This is a genomic window from Streptomyces sp. NPDC051976 (assembly GCF_040680795.1).
GTDB lineage: Bacteria > Actinomycetota > Actinomycetes > Streptomycetales > Streptomycetaceae > Actinacidiphila.
In genome coordinates, this window is the sequence record NZ_JBFAXL010000058.1 from 15,349 (window position 1) to 35,452 (window position 20,104).

A 20,104-nucleotide genomic window follows, 5' to 3' on the forward strand; every position below is an offset into this window, starting at 1 on the left:
ATCGAAGGAACAGCCGCGCGTAGGCCAAGACCAAAGCGGAAGAAGACCTCGTCGCCGTTGCCGCCGGCCGGCACTCGCTCCCGCCTCAACTCGCCCTCCCTTTCCCGCAGGTGGCAGCGCTTGTTGTCACGGCGTGACAAGAAGCGCTGCCATGTCTTTCGTTCGTTGATAAGGCACTGCCCGTGTCAGGGCATTATCGTCACGAGACCTTGTCCGACGCGCTGAGGGAGCAATTCATGCTGGACCGTCCCCCGTTCCTCGCCGACGGCACAGCCCACAAGCCGGCTCGCGGACCAATCCACGAAACGGCTCATGTGACGGCACCCGCCACCGCCCACGAGATGGCGGCGCGCGCCACGGCACGGAGCAAACCCGAGTACGAGTCGGGCACGGCCCCCTTCCGGGCCTTCCCGGCTGATCTGCACGGGCGGCTCAGGCCGTTCCTCGCCGACATCACCGCGGAGGTGGTGGGGACGATTCGCACGGAGATCGCCGAGTACGCCCGCCCCATGGACGACACGTATATGCACGTCGTGAACCGGGCGGTGGAGCAGGCCCTGGCGGGTTTCCTGGAGCGGATCGCCCGCCCGGAGAGCGACTGGGAGTCCGTAAAGGCCACGTATCAGCGCATCGGCAAGGGCGAGGCGGACGAGGGCCGCAGCCTCGACTCGTTCCAGTCGGCGCTGCGCTTAGGGGCCCGGGTGGCCTGGCGCCGGGTGAACGCCCTGGTGGACGCCGACCTGCTGCCGCGCGGCGCCCTCGCCGCCTTCGGCGAGGCCCTCTTCCTGCACCTGGACGAGATGGCGGCGGCGGCCACCTCCGGCTACAAGGAGGCCCGGCTGCACACGGCTGGCGAGCTCCAGCAGCGCCGCACCCGCCTGATCGACCTCCTCACCGCCGATCCCCCGGTGTCGGCGGAGGCGATCGCGGATCTGGCGCACTCGGCCCAGTGGCAGGTGCCACGCGAGCTTGCTGTGGTGGTTACCGACCATGCCCTCGCACCCGAATCCATACGCCCCATTGTGCCGCCGGAGTTCCTGGCCCGCTTCGACGAGCAGCCCGGCTGCATCGTGGTGCCCGACCCGAAGGGGCCGGGCCGCGCCCGGGCAATCGCGGGCGCCCTGCACGGACTGCGTGTGGTCATCGGCCCGACAGTGCCCCTCGACGAGGGTGCGCGCTCGCTGCGTTGGGCCCTGCAGGCACTGGGTCTGTCCCGACGCGGCATCCTGCCCCGCACGGGCGTGGTGCAGTGCGCCGACCATCTCTCGACGCTGCTGCTGTTCCAGGACGAGTCGCTGGTGCAGGCCCTGGTGCAGCGCCATCTCCTCCCCCTCGACGAGGTCCGCCCGCCGCAGCGCGAGCGGTTAGCGGAGACCCTGCTGTGCTGGCTACAGTGCGGCCACAACGCGAGCGAGGTCGCCACTCGCCTGGCCGTCCACCCGCAGACGGTTCGCTACCGTCTACGGCAGCTGGACGAGATTTTCGGCGACCGCCTTCACGACCTTGCGGCACAGTTTGAGATGCAGCTGGCGCTGCATGCGCTGGCCCTGACACCCACAGCCGCGTGACCGGCGGACCGAAAGGGCCCGTGACCGGCGCTACATCCAGTGTCGGCGTATGGCTTCAGCTAGCCCTGGCAAAATTTTCGTGATGCCGGGGGCTTCCTCTGAGACAGAGGTCGGTCAGCGTCGGGGGCGTCGGATTTTCATGTCGTCGAGGCTGGTGGCGGTGCCGCGCAGCGCGTTGTGGCGGAGTCCGCGGTTGGTCAGGTCGGCAGCTGCTCTCTCGCAGGCCCGTTGGACGGCGTCGGCGTCATCGGCGTCGGCGGGTTGCCGCACGACGCAGCGGAACGTGAAATTGCGTGGCGGCAGCTCGTAGATAAGGGTTCCCTCGTCGGTCAACGTGGCGCTGAGGAGGTCGTGTTCGGCGGCGGTCTCGATGAGTGCGGCACGCTGGGCCTCATCGAGGTCGGCAAACGTGCCGCGGACAATGACGCGGTAGGTGCGGTCACTCATGGGTCGAGGGCTTCCCTTCGAGGGGGACTGGTTCAGCTATCGGATGTGCGTGGTTCTCGGCGAGCAGTTCTGCCAGTCCGTCCAGGAGGCGTTCGAGGCCGAAGGCGAATCGGTCCTCCATGGACGGGGCGGTGAGGTCGCCGGCCAGGGCGACGAGGTTAGGGAAGGTCGTTTCCGGCAGTCCGCGCAGTCGGTCGGCCGCCGTTTGGGCGGCTTCGGAACGGCTGGCGCCCTCGGTCTCGGATGCGGAGATGGGTGACTGTTCCTGGAGCACGAAGCCCTGGACGAAGGCGCCGAGGAGGTAGTTGGCCAAGGCGGCGTCGGCGTCGGCGAATCCGGCCTCCCGTAGTCGGTCCAATTGCTCCTCCATGAGACGCAGCAGGTTCGGGCCGAGTGCCAGCCGCCCTGCGACGACCTTGGCGGAGTCGCGTTTGGCCAGCAGGTGCTGCCGGTAGCGCAGTGAGGACTCACGGAGCTGCTCCCGCCAGTCGCCCTGCCTGGGTGGCAGCTCGACGTCAGCCATGAGCTCGTCGGTGAGCAGGTCCAGTAGCTGTTCCTTGTTGCGGACGTGCCAGTACAGGGAGGCTGCCTTCACTCCCAGTTCGGCGCCGACCTTGCGCATCGACAGCCCGGCGATGCCTTCACGTTCCAGCACACGCAGGGCCGCCGCAACGAGTGTCTGGCGGGTCAGCCCTGGGTGTGCAGCGCCTTGAGCTGCGCTGTCTCGTGGCATCGGCTACCTCCGTTGAAGAAAATCCGGTTTGCAATCTAACACCGTTAGGGGCAGTCTGGCGTCTCCGGATACCTATCTAACACTGTTAGGGAATGTGATGGAGGAGTTCACCTCCCAACGCAAGAGGCTCGTACTTGCCGCCTTGTGCGCCACGATGTTCATGGCGATGCTCGACAATGTCATCGTCAACAATGCCCTGCCCCTCATCGGGCAACAGCTGCACGCCGGGGTCAGTGGACTGCAGTGGGTGGTCGAGGGCTACAGCCTGGTCTACGCCGCCCTCCTGCTCACCGGCGGCACGCTCGGCGACCGGTACGGCCGCAAACGGATCTTCCTCACCGGGCTGGCGCTGTTCACGGCGGGATCCGCGGCGGCGGCACTGTCCGGGTCGATCGGCCTGCTCATCGCCGCACGGATGCTGCAAGGACTCGGCGCGGCCCTGCTCACGCCGGGCAGCCTGTCGATTCTGCGTCACGTCTTCACCGACGAGAAGGAGCGGGCCCGTGCTGTCGGGCTCTGGTCCGGTGTCTCCGCCCTGGGACTGGCGATCGGCCCGGTCCTGGGCGGCCCGATGGTGGACGCGTTCGGATGGGCCAGCGTGTTCTGGATCAACGTCCCGATCGGAGCGGCAGGGCTGCTGCTCGCCGCCCGGGTGCTCCCGGAGTTCGCGGGCCGGGCCAGACGAGTGGACCTGCCGGGCCAGTTGCTCTCGGTGCTGGGCTCCGGCGCCCTGGTCTACGCACTCATCGACGGACCGGCCCGCGGCTGGACCGACACTCGCGTCCTGACCCTCGCAGCGGCGGCAGCAGCAGCCCTGCTGGCTTTCGTAGCGGTCGAACTCCGCACCACCGACCCCATGCTCGACCTGTACTTCTTCCGGGACCCGGTGCTCAGCGGAGCCGCGGTGAGCGGATTCATGATCAGCTTCGGCATGTTCGGTGCGTCGTTCTTCCTGCCGTTGCTCATGCAGGATGTGATGGGCTGGGCGCCGTCCAGCGCGGGCCTGGCGGGGCTGCCCATGACCGCGATGATCGTCGTCGCCGCGCCGCTATCCGGCACGCTCACCGCACGCTGCGGTCCCCGGATTCCCCTGGTAACCGGCCTGACCCTGGGCGCCGCGGCACTCGGCGGCCTCTCGCTCTACGGTGAGCACGCCCGCTACCTCGAGTATCTGTGGGTGTTGCTCGCCATGGGAATCGGTATGGGGATGACCTTCACACCGGTGTCCGTCATGGTCATGAAGCGCGTTCCTCTCGCCCAGGCCGGTATGGCCTCTGCGACCCTCAACATGCTGCGCGAGATCGGCGGCGTCGTCGGCGTCGCCGCCCTGGGAGCCGTCCTCACCAGCCGCCTGGCCGCCACGTTGACCGGATCGCTCGATCGGCTCGACGTTCCCCCCGCAACCCGCCACGGCATCGCAGACTCGGTCGCCAGCACGGGAGCAAACGGAACCCAGGTCCTGCCCGCACCCGTCCATGACGCCGTGAACGCCGCCTTTGTCGAAGGGCTCCATCTGGCCCTGCGCTGCGGCGGCGCGGCCATGGCCACCGCAGCTGTGCTCGTGGCCGTCCTCCTCCGCTCGGCATCAAGCCAGGCCACCGCGCCCGCCGACGAACCGACACAGCAAAACGACCTGGCTTACCCGTAGGAGTAGGAGAACAAGCAGGGGATGGGGCGGGCGACGACGGTGCCACCGGAGGAAAACGTCCGGACCGTGCTGCCGGTCCCGGCGGCTGAGCTAACCGTCACGGAGGCCGCGATGCGGGCGAAGATCTCCGAGCAGCCGATCGGAAATGAAAGCGCCTGTTCCTGTCCGGCCGGCGCGCCGAGGTGCCATCCCGACAGCCCAAGACCGCGTAGTGATCCGGCAGCTTCGGTCAGCAGGAAGGCGGCGCTCGCCTCGACAACCTCCATGATTCGGATACCGAATGTCAGCCCCGCCTTGCCTTCAGACGCGAACGGCGCCGATACGAGTGACTCGCTGCAAGAGCAACCCCGGTGCGATGACCGGGCTTTCAGGTGACGTCGCGCCGTACGGTGGTGGTCACAGCGATCAGGGCGAACACGGCGGCGTAGGCCGCCAGGACCATACCTCCGCCGATCTGCGAAAGCGGGTGGACGGTGCTGCCCGCGACGGTCATGTCGCCGAGAGCGGACCCGCTGGCGAAGGGCAGCCACCTGGCCAGGCCGCCACCAATGAGCTGGCCGATGATGCCCTCGACGAGGGCGATCCAGGCAAGGGCGCCGGCGACTGCGGCGGTCAGGTTGCGGACCAGCGCCCCTATACCCACGCCGATGACAGCGAACGCGACGTTCCAGACGGCACAACCCACGAGTGTGTGCCAGACACCCGGGCTGGTCACATGGAATGGGACGTCATTGACAGCCCACCAAATACGGGCGGTGACCACTGCGGTGACGGCGTTGCACACGGCGAAGAAGGAACCGGCGATCCCGTAGGCGACGAGTTTGGCCTGGACGGCCCGCCCGCGTCGCGGAGTGGACAGGTAGGTGTCGGTGATGGTCTTGTTCCTGTACTCCCCAGCGACGGCCGTGATCCCGAGGACCAGAGTGAGCAGGGAAACGAGACCTGCGTGCGCCAAGGCCTCGGCCGCCAGTGTCGGATCGTGCAGGTCACCGGCTGACATCGCCAGACCGCTGACGCCGCCGACGATGATGAGCTGGGACAGGGCGAGCAGGATCAATGGCGCCCGGACGGTCCGGAGTTTGTACATCTCGATGTGGATCAGCAGTCCCATGACAGTCACCTTTCAGCTGGTGGGTGCGGGGGTGGTGAGCTGGAGGAACGCTTCTTCCAATGACCGGCCAGCAGAGTGGAGTTCGCCGATCGGGCCGTCGAACCGCAGCCGCCCCTCGTTGACGATCAGGATGTGGTCGGCTGTCTGGGCGACCTCGCTGAGGACGTGACTGGACACCAGGACTGTCCGGCCCTGGGCGGCGAGGTCACGCAGCAGGCTTCGCAGCCAGACCGTCCCGGCAGGGTCCAGACCGTTCGCCGGCTCGTCCAGGATGAGGATCTCCGGGTCACCGAGCAACGCGGCGGCCAGTCCGAGGCGTTGCCGCATGCCGAGGGAGTAGGTTCCTGCCCGTCGGTGCTGGACATCGGTCAGATCGACCTGGGCGACGACCTCGTCCACCCGCTGGGGGCTGGCGCCGGTCGCGGCGGCCAGAGCCCACAGGTGGTCGCGGCCACAGCGGCCGGGATGAGCGGCCATCGCCTCGACGGCCGCGCCCACGGTCCGGCGAGGTGACATCAGTTGCGCGTAGGGCTGGCCGGCGACCAACGCGTAGCCGGAGGTCGGCTGGATCAGGCCGAGGATCATGCGCAAGGTGGTGGTCTTGCCCGCGCCGTTCGGGCCCAGGAATCCGGTCACCTGGCCTGCGGGGACGTCGAAGGTCAAGTCTTGGACCGCCACCACGGATCCGAACATCTTGGTCAGGTTGCGGACAGAGATGCTCCTGCAGGCTCCTGACGATGCCGCGTTCGCGGCGGTCGGGATGGGTTGTGTCATCGTGATCTTCTCCTTCATGTCTTCGGTCATGTGTCGTGGTGGAGGCCGCTCGCGATGGCCAGAGCGCCCACCGGGGACGGCGTGGACCGGGTCTGTGTGAGGCCACCGGCGTTCAGGAGGGCGCCCAAGTCGGGTGCGGTGGCGGCGGTGCCGCCGTGCAGCATCAGATGCGCCCGTACCCGGCCGAGGATGCCGACGCTGCGGGTGAAGTCGACGACCACGACCCGGCCGCCGTCTCGCAGGACCCGGCGCGCCTCGGCGAGGGCCCGCAGAGCGTCGGGTTCGGACAGGTAGTGCAGGACCAGGCTGAGGACGACCGCGTCGAAGCTGCCGTCGTCGAACGGCAGCCGTTCGGCCCGGCCGGAAACAAACTCGATGTCTCGGCCGGCACGGACGGCGCGACGGCGGGCCCTGGACAGCATCGGTTCGGAGGCATCAAGCCCCGCCACGCGGGCTGTCTCACCGGCATGGTCGCGAGCGGCGAGCGTCAGCGTCCCGGTGGCGCAGCCGACATCGAGCACGTCGTCCCCAGATGCGACGGCAGCCGCAGCGAGGGTCGCCCGCCGTAGAGCACTAGCCCTGCCGACTGTCAGCACCCACACCAGCGGCGAGTAGATGTATGGGAGCAAAAGGGGCCCTACCTTTCGGACGAACAACCAGTACAAGACAGATGTCCCGTACTGGAGTATCGTCTGACTACATAGGTGCAGGTCAAGGCGCAAATTGACAGGTACGTCCACTACGGGACACCACCGCGGAACTGTCCAGCAAAGGAGGTGACGAGTGCGGGAAATCAGATCCGACCGGCGGTCCCACCGGACCCGGCGACTTCTCATGCAAGCTCTGATCGAACTCATGCGGGCACACCGATACGAGTCGATCACCGTCCAGCAGATCACCGACCACGCAGACGTCGGCAGGTCGACCTTCTACGCACACTTCACCGACAAGGACGACCTCCTCGTCGACGGCGTCCGCGGACTTGTCGACAGCCTCGAAGCCAACGGCGCAGGCAAGTCGGGGCCCTACCCCAGCCTCACGCTCTTCCATCACGTGGGCGACAACGTCGATCTGTACCTGGTCATGGCCCGAGGTCGGAGCCTGGCCCTGTTCCTCAACGCACTCCACGACGAGATCACGGTCAAGCTCACTGACCACCTGACGGCCCGGCTCCCTCCACCCGCCGTACCCCTCGTCCCGATCCCGCTGCTCGCCGCCATGACCGCGAGCATGCTCATCACCGCCATGCGATCCTGGCTCGAAGCCGGAGCCACCGAACCCGCGGAGCAGGTAGACCGCGCCTTCCACATCGCAGCCGACGCCGCAGTCCGCGCCGGACTGGGACAGGCGAACGTCGGAGGGAGCCACCTGGTCGGCTGAACGACCCACCCGGTAGCGTCCCCGGAAGTTCGCCAGGATTTTGAATCAGCCCTGGCGCTCTCGCCGGCCTACGCCGGATGGCGACCCTCTGGCTGGGAGGGTGCCGTGCTGCACCGGCCGCCGCAAAACCGTCGTGGCCTGCAACACCTGCCACGATCGCATCCACTCAGAACGGCCGGCTAGACCATCCAAGAGCCAGGGCCACGACGAAGTCTCCGGGTGGTGCAGGTCGACTCCACAGTCGACCCTGTGGGGGGCGCGTCGCCGTCTCGGTGAGTTCCCGGATCTCCTGCAGCTCACCGAGAATGTATTCCAGGGTCCGGCAGCCGCCATCCGCCACGCCATCCGCGTCCGCTAGATCATCCACCTCGCCGATCCCCGCGGTCTCCAGCGCGCACCCGTCCAGTGCGTCCGCGATGGTGGTCAGCGCCGCCGTGACTTGACGGGCCGCTGGCGCGGCTGGCCTCGGTGCGCCGTGCTCCATGCGGATGGCGCAGGCCGTGGCGCCATCCGCTATCCGCTCGGCGCCGGCGGTGACGCCGAGCCAGTCGTGCTCGGGTCCGGCGGTCAATTCTGCGGCGGCGCTCTCGGCGGCCGCGCGGGCCTCGGCGAGCGAACTGTAGGCAGCCCGGCGCAACCGGGCGCGGAGTTGGGGGCATTGCTGGCTGGGCGGACCGGTGAGGACGTGGTCCAGGTAGTACCCGGTGTGGCGCAGGGCGTGAGCGGAACGGTGGCCGACCCGGGCGCGCGTGTCGGCGAGTCTGGGCAGGTGGCCGACCAGCAGAACGACGCCGCAGGCGAGTGCCGTATCGGCAAGCCTGGCCCCGGCCGCCTGATTGTCGCCGCCCACGCTGACGAAGCAGAGCACTGTAATGGTCACCACGGCGGTCTGCAGTGCGAAATGCCGGACCGCGAGCGGGATCAGAGCTCCACAGGTGGCGACGGCGACGGCGGCCCACCAGGGGCCGCCCCACGAGCCGGTCAACGGCCCCTCCGCGAACGTGAAGAGCAGCACGGCGGCGGATGTCCCAGCGAAGCGGCTGACGATCCGGGAGAAGAGCGGGCCGTAATCAGGCTTGACAAGGAACGCGGCAGTGGCAGGCAGCCAGTACCCGTGATCTGCGCGCAGCAGCAGAGCGACGGCGGCGCTGACAGTGACGCAGACCGCGACGCGCAAACCGTACTCGCGCCCGGCTGGGCCGAGCGGGTGGACGCCGGGACGCCGGCGTGGCGACATCGGCATCACCGGGGGACTCGGAGGCTGCGCGACCGTCCCCTCCCCCGTGGCGCCGAAGGCGAGGCAAGCGTGCAGGACGGCGTCGTCGAAGGCGGCACGAGCCGCGCTGTCCCGTACCGGCGCAGGCAGTGGGCCGGGGTTGGCATCGTCGCGGACGGCGGTTGCGAGGCGGCGGGGTCCGTCTGCTAGCCGGGCCGGCAGAGGCTCGCCCTCCCACAGCAGGGCCACGCTCGCCTCACACAACGCCGAGGCGGCGGCGAACCGTTCGGCGAGCCGCCGCTCTGCCGTGTCCGCCGCGGCGCGCAGCGCTCGTCTCGCACTCAGCACTCGCAGCGCCCGAAGCAGTCTCAATGCCTCGTCGGCCCGGTCCAGTGCGACGGTGAGCCGCCGGCGCGCCGCCTGTGCGTCAGGCGTGCCGACGGATTCGAGCGCCGCGGCGAGAGCCTCGAAGACGGCGGCCACAGCCAGACGTTCCCCCGGGTGCGGACCGCGCACCGAGCGCGAGGGGGGGATCAGCAGGGCGAGCAGCAACAGCCAGCCGGCGCCAGCCAGGAACCAGCCCGCCCGGCTCCACACGGACAGGCTTATCGGCATCCCACTGCCGACGATGGCCAGGACGAGCAGCTGCACACCAGCCGCCGAGCCGACCGGCCCCGCCACGCTCACCGCTCCGGAGACCAGGGCCACCACGAAGAGCAGCGGCAGCTCCCACCACCCGGCCACCTGGCCGACCAGCAAACCCAGCGTGCCCGCCAACGCCGGTCCCGCGATCTTCACCAGCCCGGCGCGGCGCGTGCCGGGCCGATCATTAACGCCGGCGAACATCGCGCCGAGCCCGGCGAGCAGGCCCGCCTGCCGGTGCCCGGTTACGAGAGCCAGTGCGAGCAGCGGACCCATGCCCAGCGCGCCGCGCGCCACCGCGCCCCAGGGGACAGGCAGCCGCTGCCAGCGCAGTGGATGGACGAGCCAGCCGGGCGGTCGGCGCACGGTCCTCCTCGGATTCGGGGGCGTCCTCGCAGCGTAGTGACCCTTTTGGTCCAGGCTGCTTTCACCTGGTTACGGCCAGATGACCGCCCTGCCCGAATAGACAGGTGAAGACCTCATGGAGTCTCCGCCGCCCCGCTACCGTTCCCCCGCACCACCGGCTCCGGCCGCGCCGCCCGCTTCCCGGCATCCGAACTCCGCCCTCGTCCGCCCACGGATGGAGCCCGTACCGGGACGGCCTCGCATCCTTCGCGGGCTCGGTCCGCAAGCGGGGCTGACTGCGCGCTCCGGCACCCCCCCCCCGCCTGGTGCTACCAGAGTGGTCCGATCAGCTGGGTGGGCTGACCCTTCCGGGGGCTTCCTGCTTCACCGCGCTGGGCCGGGGCTTTCGCCCTGGTCTTACCGGCGCTCCACGAGGCGTTTTAGCGTCTCCCCCCGTCCGGCGGCCACGATTCGGCGTCCTGCGAAGAGGATATTGCGGCTCCACTCGCGGACGTGTACGGGCTTGGAGCCGTCCCGGAATCCGCAGGCCGAGCAGACCTGAGAGGACGGGAAAGCGCGGTTTAGGTCTTGGCGTCGCTGCGGTGCCGCTGAATCTTCGCGGCCTGCACCACGCCGGAGGAAGCCCATGCCGAGATCGCTGGCGGTCACGGTGCTCACTGAGCGGGTCTCGCGCGGCCTGTGCCCGACCTCGCGCTCGTAAGCGAGCGCGGTGACCTCCCACGGCAGCACTCGCGGGGCTTCGTGCAGCACCGGCTGGTTCGTTTGACGAGGAGCAGGTAGTGCGCCTTGTTCTTCATCAGGCACTTCGCGCGACCCGCGGTGGGTATGCTCCTGACGGGCCCGACCCCCTCCGTCCGCCGTACCCCTCGTCCCGATCCCGCTGCTCGCCGCCATTACCGCCAGCATGCACATCACCGCCCTGCGATCGAAGCCGGAGCCACCGAGACCGCGGAGCAGATTGACCGCGCCTTCCACATCGCAGCCGACGCCGCAGTCCGCGCCGGTCTGCGACTGGCGAACGTCGGAGAGGGCCACCTGGTCGGCTGAACGACCGACCCGGTAGCGCCCCCGGGAGTACAGTGAAGCGCAGGGCCGCGAGGTCTCCATGAGTCACCGGTCGCACGATGACGCAGCGGCAGCCAAGCCACCGCGGTGCGAGGCGCTACGCCACTTGATGCAGGCGTATGCACGATGGTTCGCCACACTGCTGAGCTGCGGAGGCTCGGCGATAAGTGGAGCGTGTCGCCGGAATAGCCTTCTGGCCCGCTGACCTCGCCCTCATGCATGCGCACGCTGGCCACATAGTTGGATGACAGTAGGTGACGGACGTTCCCCCGTTCCTACTGCCCTCTGCCTCCACGATCGCGCGCCCGTCCTGCGCGTAGCCGTGAGGGGCCCGCAGCTTGGCCGCTATCCGCCTGCGCGCTCCTCAGGTACCGGGACCAGGCGCGGGATCAGTCCTGCGGCCCGCAGCTCCTCCCACATTCCGTACGGAATGGGGCGCCGCCAATGCTCGGCGGCGTCCGATGCCTCGGCGGCGCTGCGCATGCCGAGGATGACGCCCACGACCGCAGGGTGGGCCAGGGGGAAGCGGGCGGCCGCAGCACGCAGCGGGACACCGTACAGCCCGCAGCGCGCTTGAAGGCGCAGAGCCTGCTCCAGCAGTGGCCGGGAGGCCGCGGCGTATTCGAATGTCGCGCCCGGCCGCGGGTCGGCGAGCAGCCCGGAGTTGAAGACGCCGGCGGCCATGACCGACACCTTGCGGGCTGCTGCGGCTGGGAGCAGCTCGTCGAGCCCGCTCTGGTCCAGCAGCGTGTAGCGGCCGGCGAGGAGCACGACGTCGATGTCGGTCTCCCAGACGAAACGGGTGGGCAGCTCTGTGGTGTTCACGCCGACACCGATGGCGTCGATGATGCCTTCGGCGCGCATCGCCTCCAGGGCGGGGTACGCCTCGGTCAGTGCCTGCTCGGCGTGCTGCTCCGGGTCGTGCAGGAAGACGGTGTCCACCCTGTCCAGACCGAGCCGATTCAGGCTATCCTCCAGGCTGCGGCGGACGCCGTCGGCACTGAAGTCCCAGACGCGTCGGTGGGTAGCCGCTACGGCGAAGCCGTTGGCGAGGTCGTCGCCTTCGATCTCGGGAAGCGGTTCCAGGAGCCGGCCGACCTTGGTTGAGACGGTGAACTCGTCGCGGGGCCGGTCCTTCAGCGCCGCGCCGAGGCGGCGTTCCGACAGCCCGAGGCCGTAGTGCGGTGCGGTGTCGAAGGCGCGGATCCCCCCCTCCCACGCGGCGGCGACAGCAGCGGCAGCCTCCGTATCAGCTATCGGCTGGAAGAGGTTGCCGATTCCCGCGGCGCCGAACGCCAGCTCCGTGACATGGGCCTTGCTGCGGCCCAGACAGACCCGTCGCATGCTTGTGGTTCCCTTCGGGGTAGTGCTGCTCGTGGGTGCGGCGGGTAGGGTCATCGGGGCTCTCCCGGTAGCCGCAGGCCTTGCATGCCGCCGTCGACGGCCAGAGCGGTGCCGGTGATCGAGTTCGCGGCGGGACTCAACAGATACGCGATCGCCGCGGCGACCTCGTCCGATGCCACCAGCCGCCCGGTCGGCTGCCGGGCGCTGAGCGCGGCACGCTCCGCTGTCGGATTCGGCGCAGCCTGCAGCAGCCGCTCGACCCAGGGCGTGTCGACGGTGCCGGGGTTCACACAGTTGACCCGGATCCCCTCGGCGACGTGGTCAGCGGCCATGGCGAGCGTCAGTGACTGCACGGCGCCCTTGCTCGCTGAGTACAGCGCGCGCTGCGGCAGTCCGGCGGTCGCGACGATGGAGGCCGTGTTGACCACGGCGGCGGTCGGAGCGTCCGGCCGGGCGGCGGAGGCGCGCAGGTGCGGCAGCGCGGCGCGCGTGGACCGGACCACACCGAGGACGTTGACGTCGAATACGTGCCGCCACTGCTCGTCAGGATTGTCCTCGACCGTCCCCACGGCGCCGATGCCCGCGTTGTTGACGAGCCCGTCAAGGCCTCCCAGCGCCGCAACTGCGGCGTTCACCGCCGCCGCGACCTCCGTGCCGTCTGTCATGTCGGCCTGGAACCCCAGCAAGGGTGTGGGGACGTCGACGTGGAGGTCCAGCACCGCAACCCGCGCACCGCGGCGGGCGAGGACGAGCGCTGTGGCCAGTCCGATGCCTGATGCGCCGCCCGTGACGATCACACGGCGGCCGACCAGGTCGTGCAGGGGCTCGGCCGGGCAGGAGTCGTCGGGGGCGGTCATGCCGCGGCCTCCGCGTCCGACCGCTTGGTGGCGGACTCTTCGGCCCAGTAGGTGCCTGTGGGGTAGGTGTAGATCTGGAGGGACTGCTGGAGCATTTGTGCGGAGAAGCCGGCAGCGGTGGGAGCCTGGTAGTGGCCTCCCCGCACCACCACCGGAGTGACGAAGTGCTCGTGCAGGTGGTCGACGTATTCCACGACACGGTCCTTCTTGCTGCCGGACACTGCGACGTAGTCGAACATCGAAAGATGCTGCACGAGTTCGCACAGGCCCACGCCACCGGCGTGCGGGCAGACCGGAACGTCGAACGCGGCCGCCAGCAGCAGGATCGCCAGGTTCTCGTTGACGCCAGCCACTCGGGTGGCGTCGATCTGCACCACGTCCACCGCGTCAGCCTGCAGAAGTTGTTTGAAGACGATGCGGTTGTGCACCTGCTCGCCGGTGGCCACCCGGGTCGGGTGCACGGCATGCCGGATGGTCGCGTGCCCGAGGATATCGTCCGTGCTGGTCGGTTCCTCGATCCAGTAGGGATCGAACTCCGCGAGTGCCCTGGTCCACGTGATGGCCTCATCCACGCCCCACCGGGCGTTGGCGTCCAGCGCCATCCGTACGTCGGGACCGATCACGGAACGTGCGAGACGGCAGCGACGGATGTCGTCTTGGAGATCGGCACCGACCTTCAGTTTGATCTGTGTGTACCCCTCGTCCACGGCCTCTTTGGCAAGGCTCGCGAGCTTGTCGTCCGAGTAGCCGAGCCACCCCGGCGAGGTGGTGTAGGCGGGATAGCCTTCAACCAGGAGGTTCCGTTCCCGCGCCGCGCGGCCCACGCGTCCGAGATGCAGAATGTCCAGCGCCACATCCGGGCTCAGGGCGTCGGCGATGTAGCTGAAGTCGACCTGCGAGACCAGCCATTCGGGCTCGGCGTCGGCAAGCAGCTTCCACAGCGGCTGGCCGGCGCGCTTGGCCGCAAGGTCCCAGACCGCGTTGAGTACCGCGCCGACAGCCATGTGCATGACGCCCTTCTCTGGGCCGAGCCAGCGCAATTGGCTGTCTCCGAGCAGAGTGCGGCTCAAGTCGGCGGGATCATCACACAATGCGGCCACGTCGCGTCCCACCACGTGCGGCCGCAACGCCTCGATGGCGGCGACCTGCACATCGTTGCCGCGCCCGATGGTGAAGACGAATCCGTGACCCTCAAGGCCGTCGCCCGCGTCAGTACGCACCACGACATACGCCGCCGAATAGTCCGGGTCGAGGTTCATGGCGTCCGAACCGTCGAGCTGCAGCGAGGTGGGGAAGCGGACGTCGTAGGTGTCAAGGGCGGTGATCCGCCCGCTCGGGGAACTCAAAGGCGGAAGTCCTTTCTTTCGCCCAGCGCCGACGGGGGCCGCGGGGAGGTCTGACGCGGGATGCCGGGCCCGTCGACACAGTGTCGACAGCGCCTCGGCGGGACGACGGATGGGGGTACTGGCCAAACCGGGGGGGCTGACCGCACTCCGATCCCCCAGGTATCCGTGGCCCTAACGTTAAATCAAACATCCGATGTTTACAACTCGAAGTAACTGTCATATTTGCTGCATCGGCTCCTTTGTGCGGCCCTCACCAGGGAGTCCCTCGATACATCGGATCTCGCGGCACGCCGGGGGCGTCTCAGCCCGCCCAGATCACGAGCACCCAGTTCTCCGCCAGTTGGGGACCGAGAAGCCGTCCAGGAGCCTCCAGGTACCGCTCCGCCTGGTCACAGTGATCGCGTGTTGGCCGACTGACAGTCCGCGCGTTGTGAAGAGGTCTGCTGGGCGGACCGGCGGCGTTGACGCTGACGGTTTGGGGGGCACCCCCGTCGACGGCGATCGTCGCACTGGCCTCGCCGCAGTTCGTCTCCGAGGGACGTCGATGCCGATGACGGCGAAGGCGTAGGAGGCCGAGTCACCGCTCTGGGTAGGGGCCTGGACGTCATCCCCGAAGTCGCCCATGCCACGGCCGCCGGACCTGATCCGGCCCCTCCCGTTGTCATGGATGCCGCAATGGGTGTCGTTGACGACATGGGAGCGGATCCTGGCGGGTTCACGGACCCCAGCAGGATCGGCGGCCAGTTCCCAGGTCGCCACCTGCTCCGGCCCCAGAGTGTGAGCCCGGGCGACGATCAGGGCGAGATCGTCGACCTGTGGCTCGCAGTGCATCTCGCTCAGCACGGTGTCGCAGACCTCCTCCAGCGAAAACTTCGGATGGCTCAGCACCTCGGCGAGTTGGTTGAGGCCTGACTCCACGTCCCTGCTTCGTGATTCCACCAAGCCGTCTGTGAACAGCGCCAGGAGGCTGCCCTCGTCGAGTTCGAACTCACCAGACTCGAACGGCAATGTTCCGAGCCCAAGCGGCGGCCCGGCGGGCAACTCGGGGAATGAAGCCTTCCCTTCGGACGTGACGACTGCAGGCGGTATATGTCCTGCGCGGGCTGCCACGCACCGTCCGTTGACCGGGTCGTACACGGCGTACAGGCAGGTGGCGCCGAGAACAGTGGTTGCCGTTGCACCGTTGCCGGAGGATTCCTCCCCGATGAGGCGGATGACCAGGTCGTCGAGGTGCACCAGCGGCGCAGAGATCTCCCAACAGGTCTGGCAGCAATACCACAACACTGGGACCCCGCGTTCCTGCGTATCAGCCTGCGCCCTCACCAACAACAAGATCGTCCGCGTCGACAGCAGCAAGCGGGCACCCCACCTCGGTAGCCAGCCCACCACCAGCGCCGCCTCCGGGTTCCGCCTGACCCACGGCTGATCCGACAACGACTCGCCCGTCCATCCTCCTTGCGCCTCACGTCGATTGACGGATGCGGCGCCGTGCACAGGGGCCCCCAGGAAGCGGCCTACTGCCGTTGCCTTGTCAGCGCCGGGCTTGCACGCTGGCAGGCATCGTTGTCATGAGGCAGGCACTCGGGACCGCCACGGCCGGACTTTGCAGGTACGATGCGTCGCCAGCCGCAAGTACACCGCAGAAAGGCAACGACGTGTCCGAGACCCAGCCGGAGGCAAAGGGCGTCCAGGCGCAGTACGCCGCCCAGGTGGCAGCCGACCTTGAGCGCAACGTCCAGGACCAGGAGCGCATCGGCTCTGAACTGGCCGCGCTGGAAGACCAACTGCGTGCCCTCCGCAAGGATCACACGCTGCTTCAGCACGTGCAGCGTGCCCTGGGTACCGCGGACACAATCGGCGAGGCCCTGGAGGAAGCCGCTGAGCCGGAGGCGGAGGGGGCCGGTGAGGTGCCGAAGCCGCGTGGCGCCTCGGCCGAGGCAGAGCCGACCCGGCGGAAGAAGGCCACGACCGACAAGGGCGAGACGCAGGGAAAGCCCTCGCCGGTGGGCGTGAAGGCTGCCAGACCTACCCTGGTCACCCTGGTCCGCCAGCAGCTCACCCAGCGCTCAGAGCCCCGCTCGGCAGCCGCAATCACCGCTGCCCTCGCTGAGGCCCACCCGGACCGTTCCATCAAAGCTACCGTGGTGCGCACCACCGTTGAAGGTCTGGTGGCCAAAGGCCGGGCCCGTCGCACCAAGCAAGGCTCATCCGTTTTCTATACGAATGCCGACGCCGCGCCTGCCGAGCCGGTATGAGTCCGAGCGCCGTGACGGCCGCAGTACGACGACGTCCTGACGCTGCTCGGTTGCGGTGATGAGCGTGGGGCGGTGTCGAGCGCCGGATGACGTCCCCGGTGGGAAGCATCGCCTGTGCGGTTCCCTGGCCGGCGGAGACCCGGAGAGCTGAAGCAGTCCGGCGATAGCACCACCACGAAACGGGGAGGGTGGAGAGCAGCCCGCGGAAATCACTGGCACTCCTGGTCAGCCGGATTTCTGCGGCTGCTTGTAAGGGCGGACCGCCTCGGTTGTCGCGGCCATCGCTTCGGTGCTCTGGCTGTAGGTGCGCTGCGCGACGGCGATGTACAGCAGGTCGAGGACGGCCATCTGGGCGTGGCGGCTGGGGATGGTGTCCTGCCCGGGCGCGTCCGCAGGGACGGCGGTGGCTAGGACGAGGTCGACCCGACGGGCCAGCGGGGAGGCGGGGTCGTTGGTGAGCGCGATGGCCGTGGCGCCGCGGGAAGCGGCCTCAGCTGCGAGGTCGGCGACCTCACGGGTGTGTCCGCTATGCGAGATCGTCAGCATCACGTCGCTCGGGCCGAGCAGCGCGGCACCCGTCATCGCCACGTGGGTATCGCTCCACGACCAGACGGGCACCCCGATTCGGAAGATCCGGTGCTGGAACTCCGCTCCCATGCCGGCGCTGCCTCCGACGCCGCAGATCTCGACGCGGCGCGCCCCGGCGATCGCGGTGGCGGCCTGTTCGAGCGCGGAGAGGTCGAGGCGGGCTAGTGTCTCCCCCACCGAGTGCCTTACCGCCGCGGAGATCGCTTCGGCTACCCGGCTCAGTTCGTCGTTCTCGGAGATTTGCCGCCCCATGTTGGCCTGCCATGTCTCCCGCTCGGAGCGGCCGATGTCGGAGGCGAGGGCGATACGCAGGGCCGCGTATCCTGGCAGGCCGAGCGCTCGACAGAAGCGCGTGATGCTTCCCGTGGAGACCTTGCACGCGTCGGCCAGTTCGGTGATCGTCATCCGAGCCACAGTTGCTGGGCCGTCGAGGATCAGTGCGGCGGTGGCGCGCTGCGCCTCGGGCAGTACCGGCAGCAGGTCACGGATGCGGTCCACTACGCCGATGTCGGCGATCTCGGAAGCAGTTTGCATGCCGTGACCTCTCTCGAGCGGTAGAAAATTATTCTTCATCGCCTACCGTGTCGGTGTCAACGCAGCGGCGGCACCATTGACTTACCCCATAGTCGGGTGCACAGTCCCCGGCGATGAAGAATAATTTTTCTTCGATGGGAGCACCCATGAGATCCGATGACCCGGTCGGCTCCGGTGGTCAGAGCCGGCTGTTGGCCCGGTGCCGACGGTTCGCCGCGTCAGCAACAGGTCTGTTTGCCTGCCTAGGAATGGCAGCGGCAGCCCTCGCAGGTGGAGCCACCACCGCCTCGGCCGCGGACCCATCCACTCCCGCCGTCGTCCCCGCCCTGCAGAACTGGTCACCCACCTCAGGCTCCCTCACCCTGGGCCCCACCACGAGAGTGAACACCGACGCCGCCAGTCAGCCAACGGCCACGCTGCTGGTCGGCGAACTCAGCTCGGTACGCGGCTGGGCCACCCCCGTGGCAACCGACGCGCCCCGCCTCGGCGACATCGTGCTGCGTACTGACACCAGCCGCGACGACCTCGGCCCCGAAGGCTACGCGCTCAGCGTCGGCAGCCAACTGACCATCACAGGCAACTCCAACGCCGGCGTCTTCTACGGCACTCGAACGCTGCTGCAACTCCTCGCCCAGAGCACCGCGATCCCGGACGGCCACACCACCGACGTTCCCACCTACGGGGAGCGCGCGATCGGCGTGGACCCGATGTACACCTACAACACCGATGCGTGGTTCACCCGCCTCATTAAGGACATGGCCTACCTGAAGCTCAACACGCTGCACCTGGAGCTGAAGGTGAAGAACGACCAGTACCCGGCCGTCAACACCTTCTCGTACTACACCCCGTCCGAGGTACGCTCCCTGATCGCGCTCGCCGCCAACTACCACATCACCGTCATCCCGGAGATCAACGCCCCCGGTCACATCGACCCGTACCTGGCTCCGTACCCCGACCTGCAGCTGAAGGACCGCTCGGGCACGCCCGACCCCACTCGGCTGGACATCACCAACGCCGACGCGTTCACGTTCTACACCCACCTCATCGACAGCGACCTAAGCGTCTTCACCGGACCCTACTTCCACATGGGCGCGGACGAGTACATGATCAACTCCGCGTACTCGAATTACCCGCAGATCCAGGAGTACGCCCGCGCGAAGTTCGGTGCCAACGCCACTCCGCAGGACGCGTACATCGACTTCATCAACCGGGTCGACACCTATGTCCGCTCCAAGGGCCGTACCCTGCGCATCTGGAACGACGGCCTGACCGGTGCCAACACCGTCCCACTCAACAAGGACATCGTGGTCGAATACTGGTCGCGCGCGGCGGTGGCCAGCCAGCAACTGCTCAACGACGGTTACCAGGTGATGAACGCCAGCGGATCCTGGTACTACACACGCGGCTCATACCAGCCCAACGCCCAAGCCTTGTACAACTCGGGCTGGAATCCGCTCGACTTCATAGACCAGACCGTCAGCAACACCGGCAACCGCATCACAGGTGCCGAATACAACGTCTGGCCAGACCACTACGACGCGGAGAACGAGAACCAGGTGCAACAGGGGATGTTCACCTCGATGCGGGCCTTCGCGCAGGGGGTGTGGGGGAGCCCCAATCCCACCGCCGACTATACCGGCTTCACCGCACTGGCCGCGTCGATCGGCCACGCGCCCGGATACGGCGCCCCCTGGACACAGCCGCTTTCAGGTGGCAGCTACACCATCACGAACGCCGGAGGCCAGCTGGCGGAGACCGACTCCACGGGAGCCCCGCTCACCACATCCGGCACGGCCGCCACCACCTGGCACTTGCTCCCCACCAGCGACGGCTACTACCGCCTCCAGAACGGCGACAGCGGCCGGTGCGCCGACATCCGCCCCAGTACGGCCAACCAGGCCAATCCTCTGGGCGTGGTGGAGCAGGCGGGAGCCAGCGCCACCGCAGAGTGGTGCACCGGCACCGAGACCCAGAAGTGGCAGATCGAACCCGTGACCGGCGGCTACAGCATAGTGAACGCCACCACCCAGGAGGCATTGCAGCCAGCTGGCACCACACAACTCGTCGTCCAGCAACCGAGAGACGCCGCGTCCAACGACGTCTGGAGCTTCACGGCCAGCAGCGAATCCGGCCCCATCACCGGTTACGGTGGCAAGTGCGTCGACATCGCCGGCGCCGCAACCGCGAACGGCACCGCGATCCAGCTCTACGTCTGCAACGGCACCACCGC

17 protein-coding genes are annotated in these 20,104 nt (G+C 68.4%); 5 read left to right on the forward strand and 12 right to left on the reverse strand.

Annotated features, from left to right (window positions below; all coding sequences use genetic code 11):
* Nucleotides 1-236 precede the first annotated feature (236 nt).
* On the forward strand, nt 237-1,568 hold the full coding sequence (locus AB0M29_RS36705; protein WP_365390956.1) for a helix-turn-helix domain-containing protein: 1,332 nt from the start codon (nt 237-239) through the stop codon (nt 1,566-1,568).
* Between the two features lie 114 nt (nt 1,569-1,682).
* On the opposite strand, the gene AB0M29_RS36710 is transcribed toward AB0M29_RS36705, so the two are convergent.
* Entirely contained in the window at nt 1,683-2,015 is a 333-nt protein-coding gene (locus tag AB0M29_RS36710; protein ID WP_365390957.1) for a DUF6204 family protein, read from the reverse strand.
* On the reverse strand, nt 2,008-2,748 hold the full coding sequence (locus tag AB0M29_RS36715; RefSeq protein WP_365390959.1) for a TetR/AcrR family transcriptional regulator C-terminal domain-containing protein: 741 nt from the start codon (nt 2,746-2,748) through the stop codon (nt 2,008-2,010). Before AB0M29_RS36715 ends, AB0M29_RS36710 begins: the two co-directional genes overlap by 8 nt.
* A gap of 97 nt (nt 2,749-2,845) precedes the next feature.
* Here AB0M29_RS36715 and AB0M29_RS36720 point away from each other — a divergent pair, with 97 nt between their 5' ends.
* On the forward strand, nt 2,846-4,396 hold the full coding sequence (locus AB0M29_RS36720; protein ID WP_365390961.1) for an MFS transporter: 1,551 nt from the start codon (nt 2,846-2,848) through the stop codon (nt 4,394-4,396).
* On the opposite strand, the gene AB0M29_RS36725 is transcribed toward AB0M29_RS36720, so the two are convergent.
* From AB0M29_RS36725 to AB0M29_RS36740, 4 genes are all read right to left on the reverse strand, one after another.
* The gene (locus AB0M29_RS36725; protein WP_365390963.1) at nt 4,387-4,662 is read right to left on the reverse strand and encodes a hypothetical protein; all 276 of its coding nucleotides are present in this window, start codon (nt 4,660-4,662) and stop codon (nt 4,387-4,389) included. The genes AB0M29_RS36720 and AB0M29_RS36725 overlap by 10 nt on opposite strands.
* Before the next feature lie 101 nt (nt 4,663-4,763).
* Complete coding sequence (locus AB0M29_RS36730; RefSeq protein ID WP_365390965.1) at nt 4,764-5,507, reverse strand: hypothetical protein; 744 nt, start codon at nt 5,505-5,507, stop codon at nt 4,764-4,766.
* A 12-nt stretch (nt 5,508-5,519) separates the two neighbouring features.
* Nucleotides 5,520-6,200: an ATP-binding cassette domain-containing protein gene (locus tag AB0M29_RS36735; RefSeq protein WP_365391000.1), complete on the reverse strand. Its 681-nt coding sequence runs from the start codon at nt 6,198-6,200 to the stop codon at nt 5,520-5,522.
* A gap of 107 nt (nt 6,201-6,307) precedes the next feature.
* A complete protein-coding gene (locus AB0M29_RS36740) occupies nt 6,308-7,138 on the reverse strand; it encodes a class I SAM-dependent methyltransferase (RefSeq protein ID WP_365390967.1) in 831 nt (276 codons plus the stop codon).
* On the opposite strand from AB0M29_RS36740, the gene AB0M29_RS36745 reads away from it, so the two are divergent.
* The gene (locus AB0M29_RS36745; protein ID WP_365390969.1) at nt 7,116-7,661 is read left to right on the forward strand and encodes a TetR/AcrR family transcriptional regulator; all 546 of its coding nucleotides are present in this window, start codon (nt 7,116-7,118) and stop codon (nt 7,659-7,661) included. The two genes, AB0M29_RS36740 and AB0M29_RS36745, sit on opposite strands and share 23 nt — an antisense overlap.
* Before the next feature lie 166 nt (nt 7,662-7,827).
* On the opposite strand, the gene AB0M29_RS36750 is transcribed toward AB0M29_RS36745, so the two are convergent.
* From AB0M29_RS36750 to AB0M29_RS36770, 5 genes are all read right to left on the reverse strand, one after another.
* Nucleotides 7,828-9,885, reverse strand: a complete 2,058-nt coding sequence (locus AB0M29_RS36750; protein ID WP_365390971.1) for an FUSC family protein — start codon at nt 9,883-9,885, stop codon at nt 7,828-7,830.
* A gap of 1,410 nt (nt 9,886-11,295) precedes the next feature.
* Nucleotides 11,296-12,294, reverse strand: a complete 999-nt coding sequence (locus AB0M29_RS36755) for an aldo/keto reductase (protein ID WP_365390973.1) — start codon at nt 12,292-12,294, stop codon at nt 11,296-11,298.
* A 50-nt stretch (nt 12,295-12,344) separates the two neighbouring features.
* Complete coding sequence (locus AB0M29_RS36760; RefSeq protein WP_365391002.1) at nt 12,345-13,115, reverse strand: SDR family oxidoreductase; 771 nt, start codon at nt 13,113-13,115, stop codon at nt 12,345-12,347.
* A gap of 32 nt (nt 13,116-13,147) precedes the next feature.
* Nucleotides 13,148-14,497 carry an enolase C-terminal domain-like protein gene (locus AB0M29_RS36765; protein WP_365390975.1) on the reverse strand — a complete coding sequence of 450 codons (1,350 nt, stop codon included), beginning with the start codon at nt 14,495-14,497 and terminating at the stop codon, nt 13,148-13,150.
* A 315-nt stretch (nt 14,498-14,812) separates the two neighbouring features.
* Complete coding sequence (locus AB0M29_RS36770; protein WP_365390977.1) at nt 14,813-15,853, reverse strand: PP2C family protein-serine/threonine phosphatase; 1,041 nt, start codon at nt 15,851-15,853, stop codon at nt 14,813-14,815.
* Between the two features lie 299 nt (nt 15,854-16,152).
* Here AB0M29_RS36770 and AB0M29_RS36775 point away from each other — a divergent pair, with 299 nt between their 5' ends.
* Nucleotides 16,153-16,752, forward strand: a complete 600-nt coding sequence (locus AB0M29_RS36775; RefSeq protein ID WP_365390979.1) for a hypothetical protein — start codon at nt 16,153-16,155, stop codon at nt 16,750-16,752.
* A 225-nt stretch (nt 16,753-16,977) separates the two neighbouring features.
* Here the strand turns inward: AB0M29_RS36775 and AB0M29_RS36780 are convergent, their stop codons facing one another.
* Complete coding sequence (locus tag AB0M29_RS36780; RefSeq protein ID WP_365390981.1) at nt 16,978-17,874, reverse strand: MurR/RpiR family transcriptional regulator; 897 nt, start codon at nt 17,872-17,874, stop codon at nt 16,978-16,980.
* Between the two features lie 248 nt (nt 17,875-18,122).
* Between AB0M29_RS36780 and AB0M29_RS36785 the strand changes: the two genes are divergently transcribed.
* Nucleotides 18,123-20,104: family 20 glycosylhydrolase (locus AB0M29_RS36785; protein ID WP_365390983.1), on the forward strand; the 1,982-nt coding region annotated here is incomplete at its 3' end.

Bases quoted from the DNA above. Each gene is read 5' to 3' on its own strand.
- AB0M29_RS36705 (WP_365390956.1), top strand. From the start codon at position 237: ATGCTGGACCGTCCCCCGTTCCTCGCCGACGGCACAGCCCACAAGCCG.
- AB0M29_RS36710 (WP_365390957.1), bottom strand. From the start codon at position 2,015: ATGAGTGACCGCACCTACCGCGTCATTGTCCGCGGCACGTTTGCCGAC.
- AB0M29_RS36715 (WP_365390959.1), bottom strand. From the start codon at position 2,748: ATGCCACGAGACAGCGCAGCTCAAGGCGCTGCACACCCAGGGCTGACC.
- AB0M29_RS36720 (WP_365390961.1), top strand. From the start codon at position 2,846: ATGGAGGAGTTCACCTCCCAACGCAAGAGGCTCGTACTTGCCGCCTTG.
- AB0M29_RS36725 (WP_365390963.1), bottom strand. From the start codon at position 4,662: ATGGAGGTTGTCGAGGCGAGCGCCGCCTTCCTGCTGACCGAAGCTGCC.
- AB0M29_RS36730 (WP_365390965.1), bottom strand. From the start codon at position 5,507: ATGGGACTGCTGATCCACATCGAGATGTACAAACTCCGGACCGTCCGG.
- AB0M29_RS36735 (WP_365391000.1), bottom strand. From the start codon at position 6,200: ATGTTCGGATCCGTGGTGGCGGTCCAAGACTTGACCTTCGACGTCCCC.
- AB0M29_RS36745 (WP_365390969.1), top strand. From the start codon at position 7,116: ATGCAAGCTCTGATCGAACTCATGCGGGCACACCGATACGAGTCGATC.
- AB0M29_RS36740 (WP_365390967.1), bottom strand. From the start codon at position 7,138: ATGAGTTCGATCAGAGCTTGCATGAGAAGTCGCCGGGTCCGGTGGGAC.
- AB0M29_RS36755 (WP_365390973.1), bottom strand. From the start codon at position 12,294: ATGCGACGGGTCTGTCTGGGCCGCAGCAAGGCCCATGTCACGGAGCTG.
- AB0M29_RS36780 (WP_365390981.1), bottom strand. From the start codon at position 17,874: ATGCAAACTGCTTCCGAGATCGCCGACATCGGCGTAGTGGACCGCATC.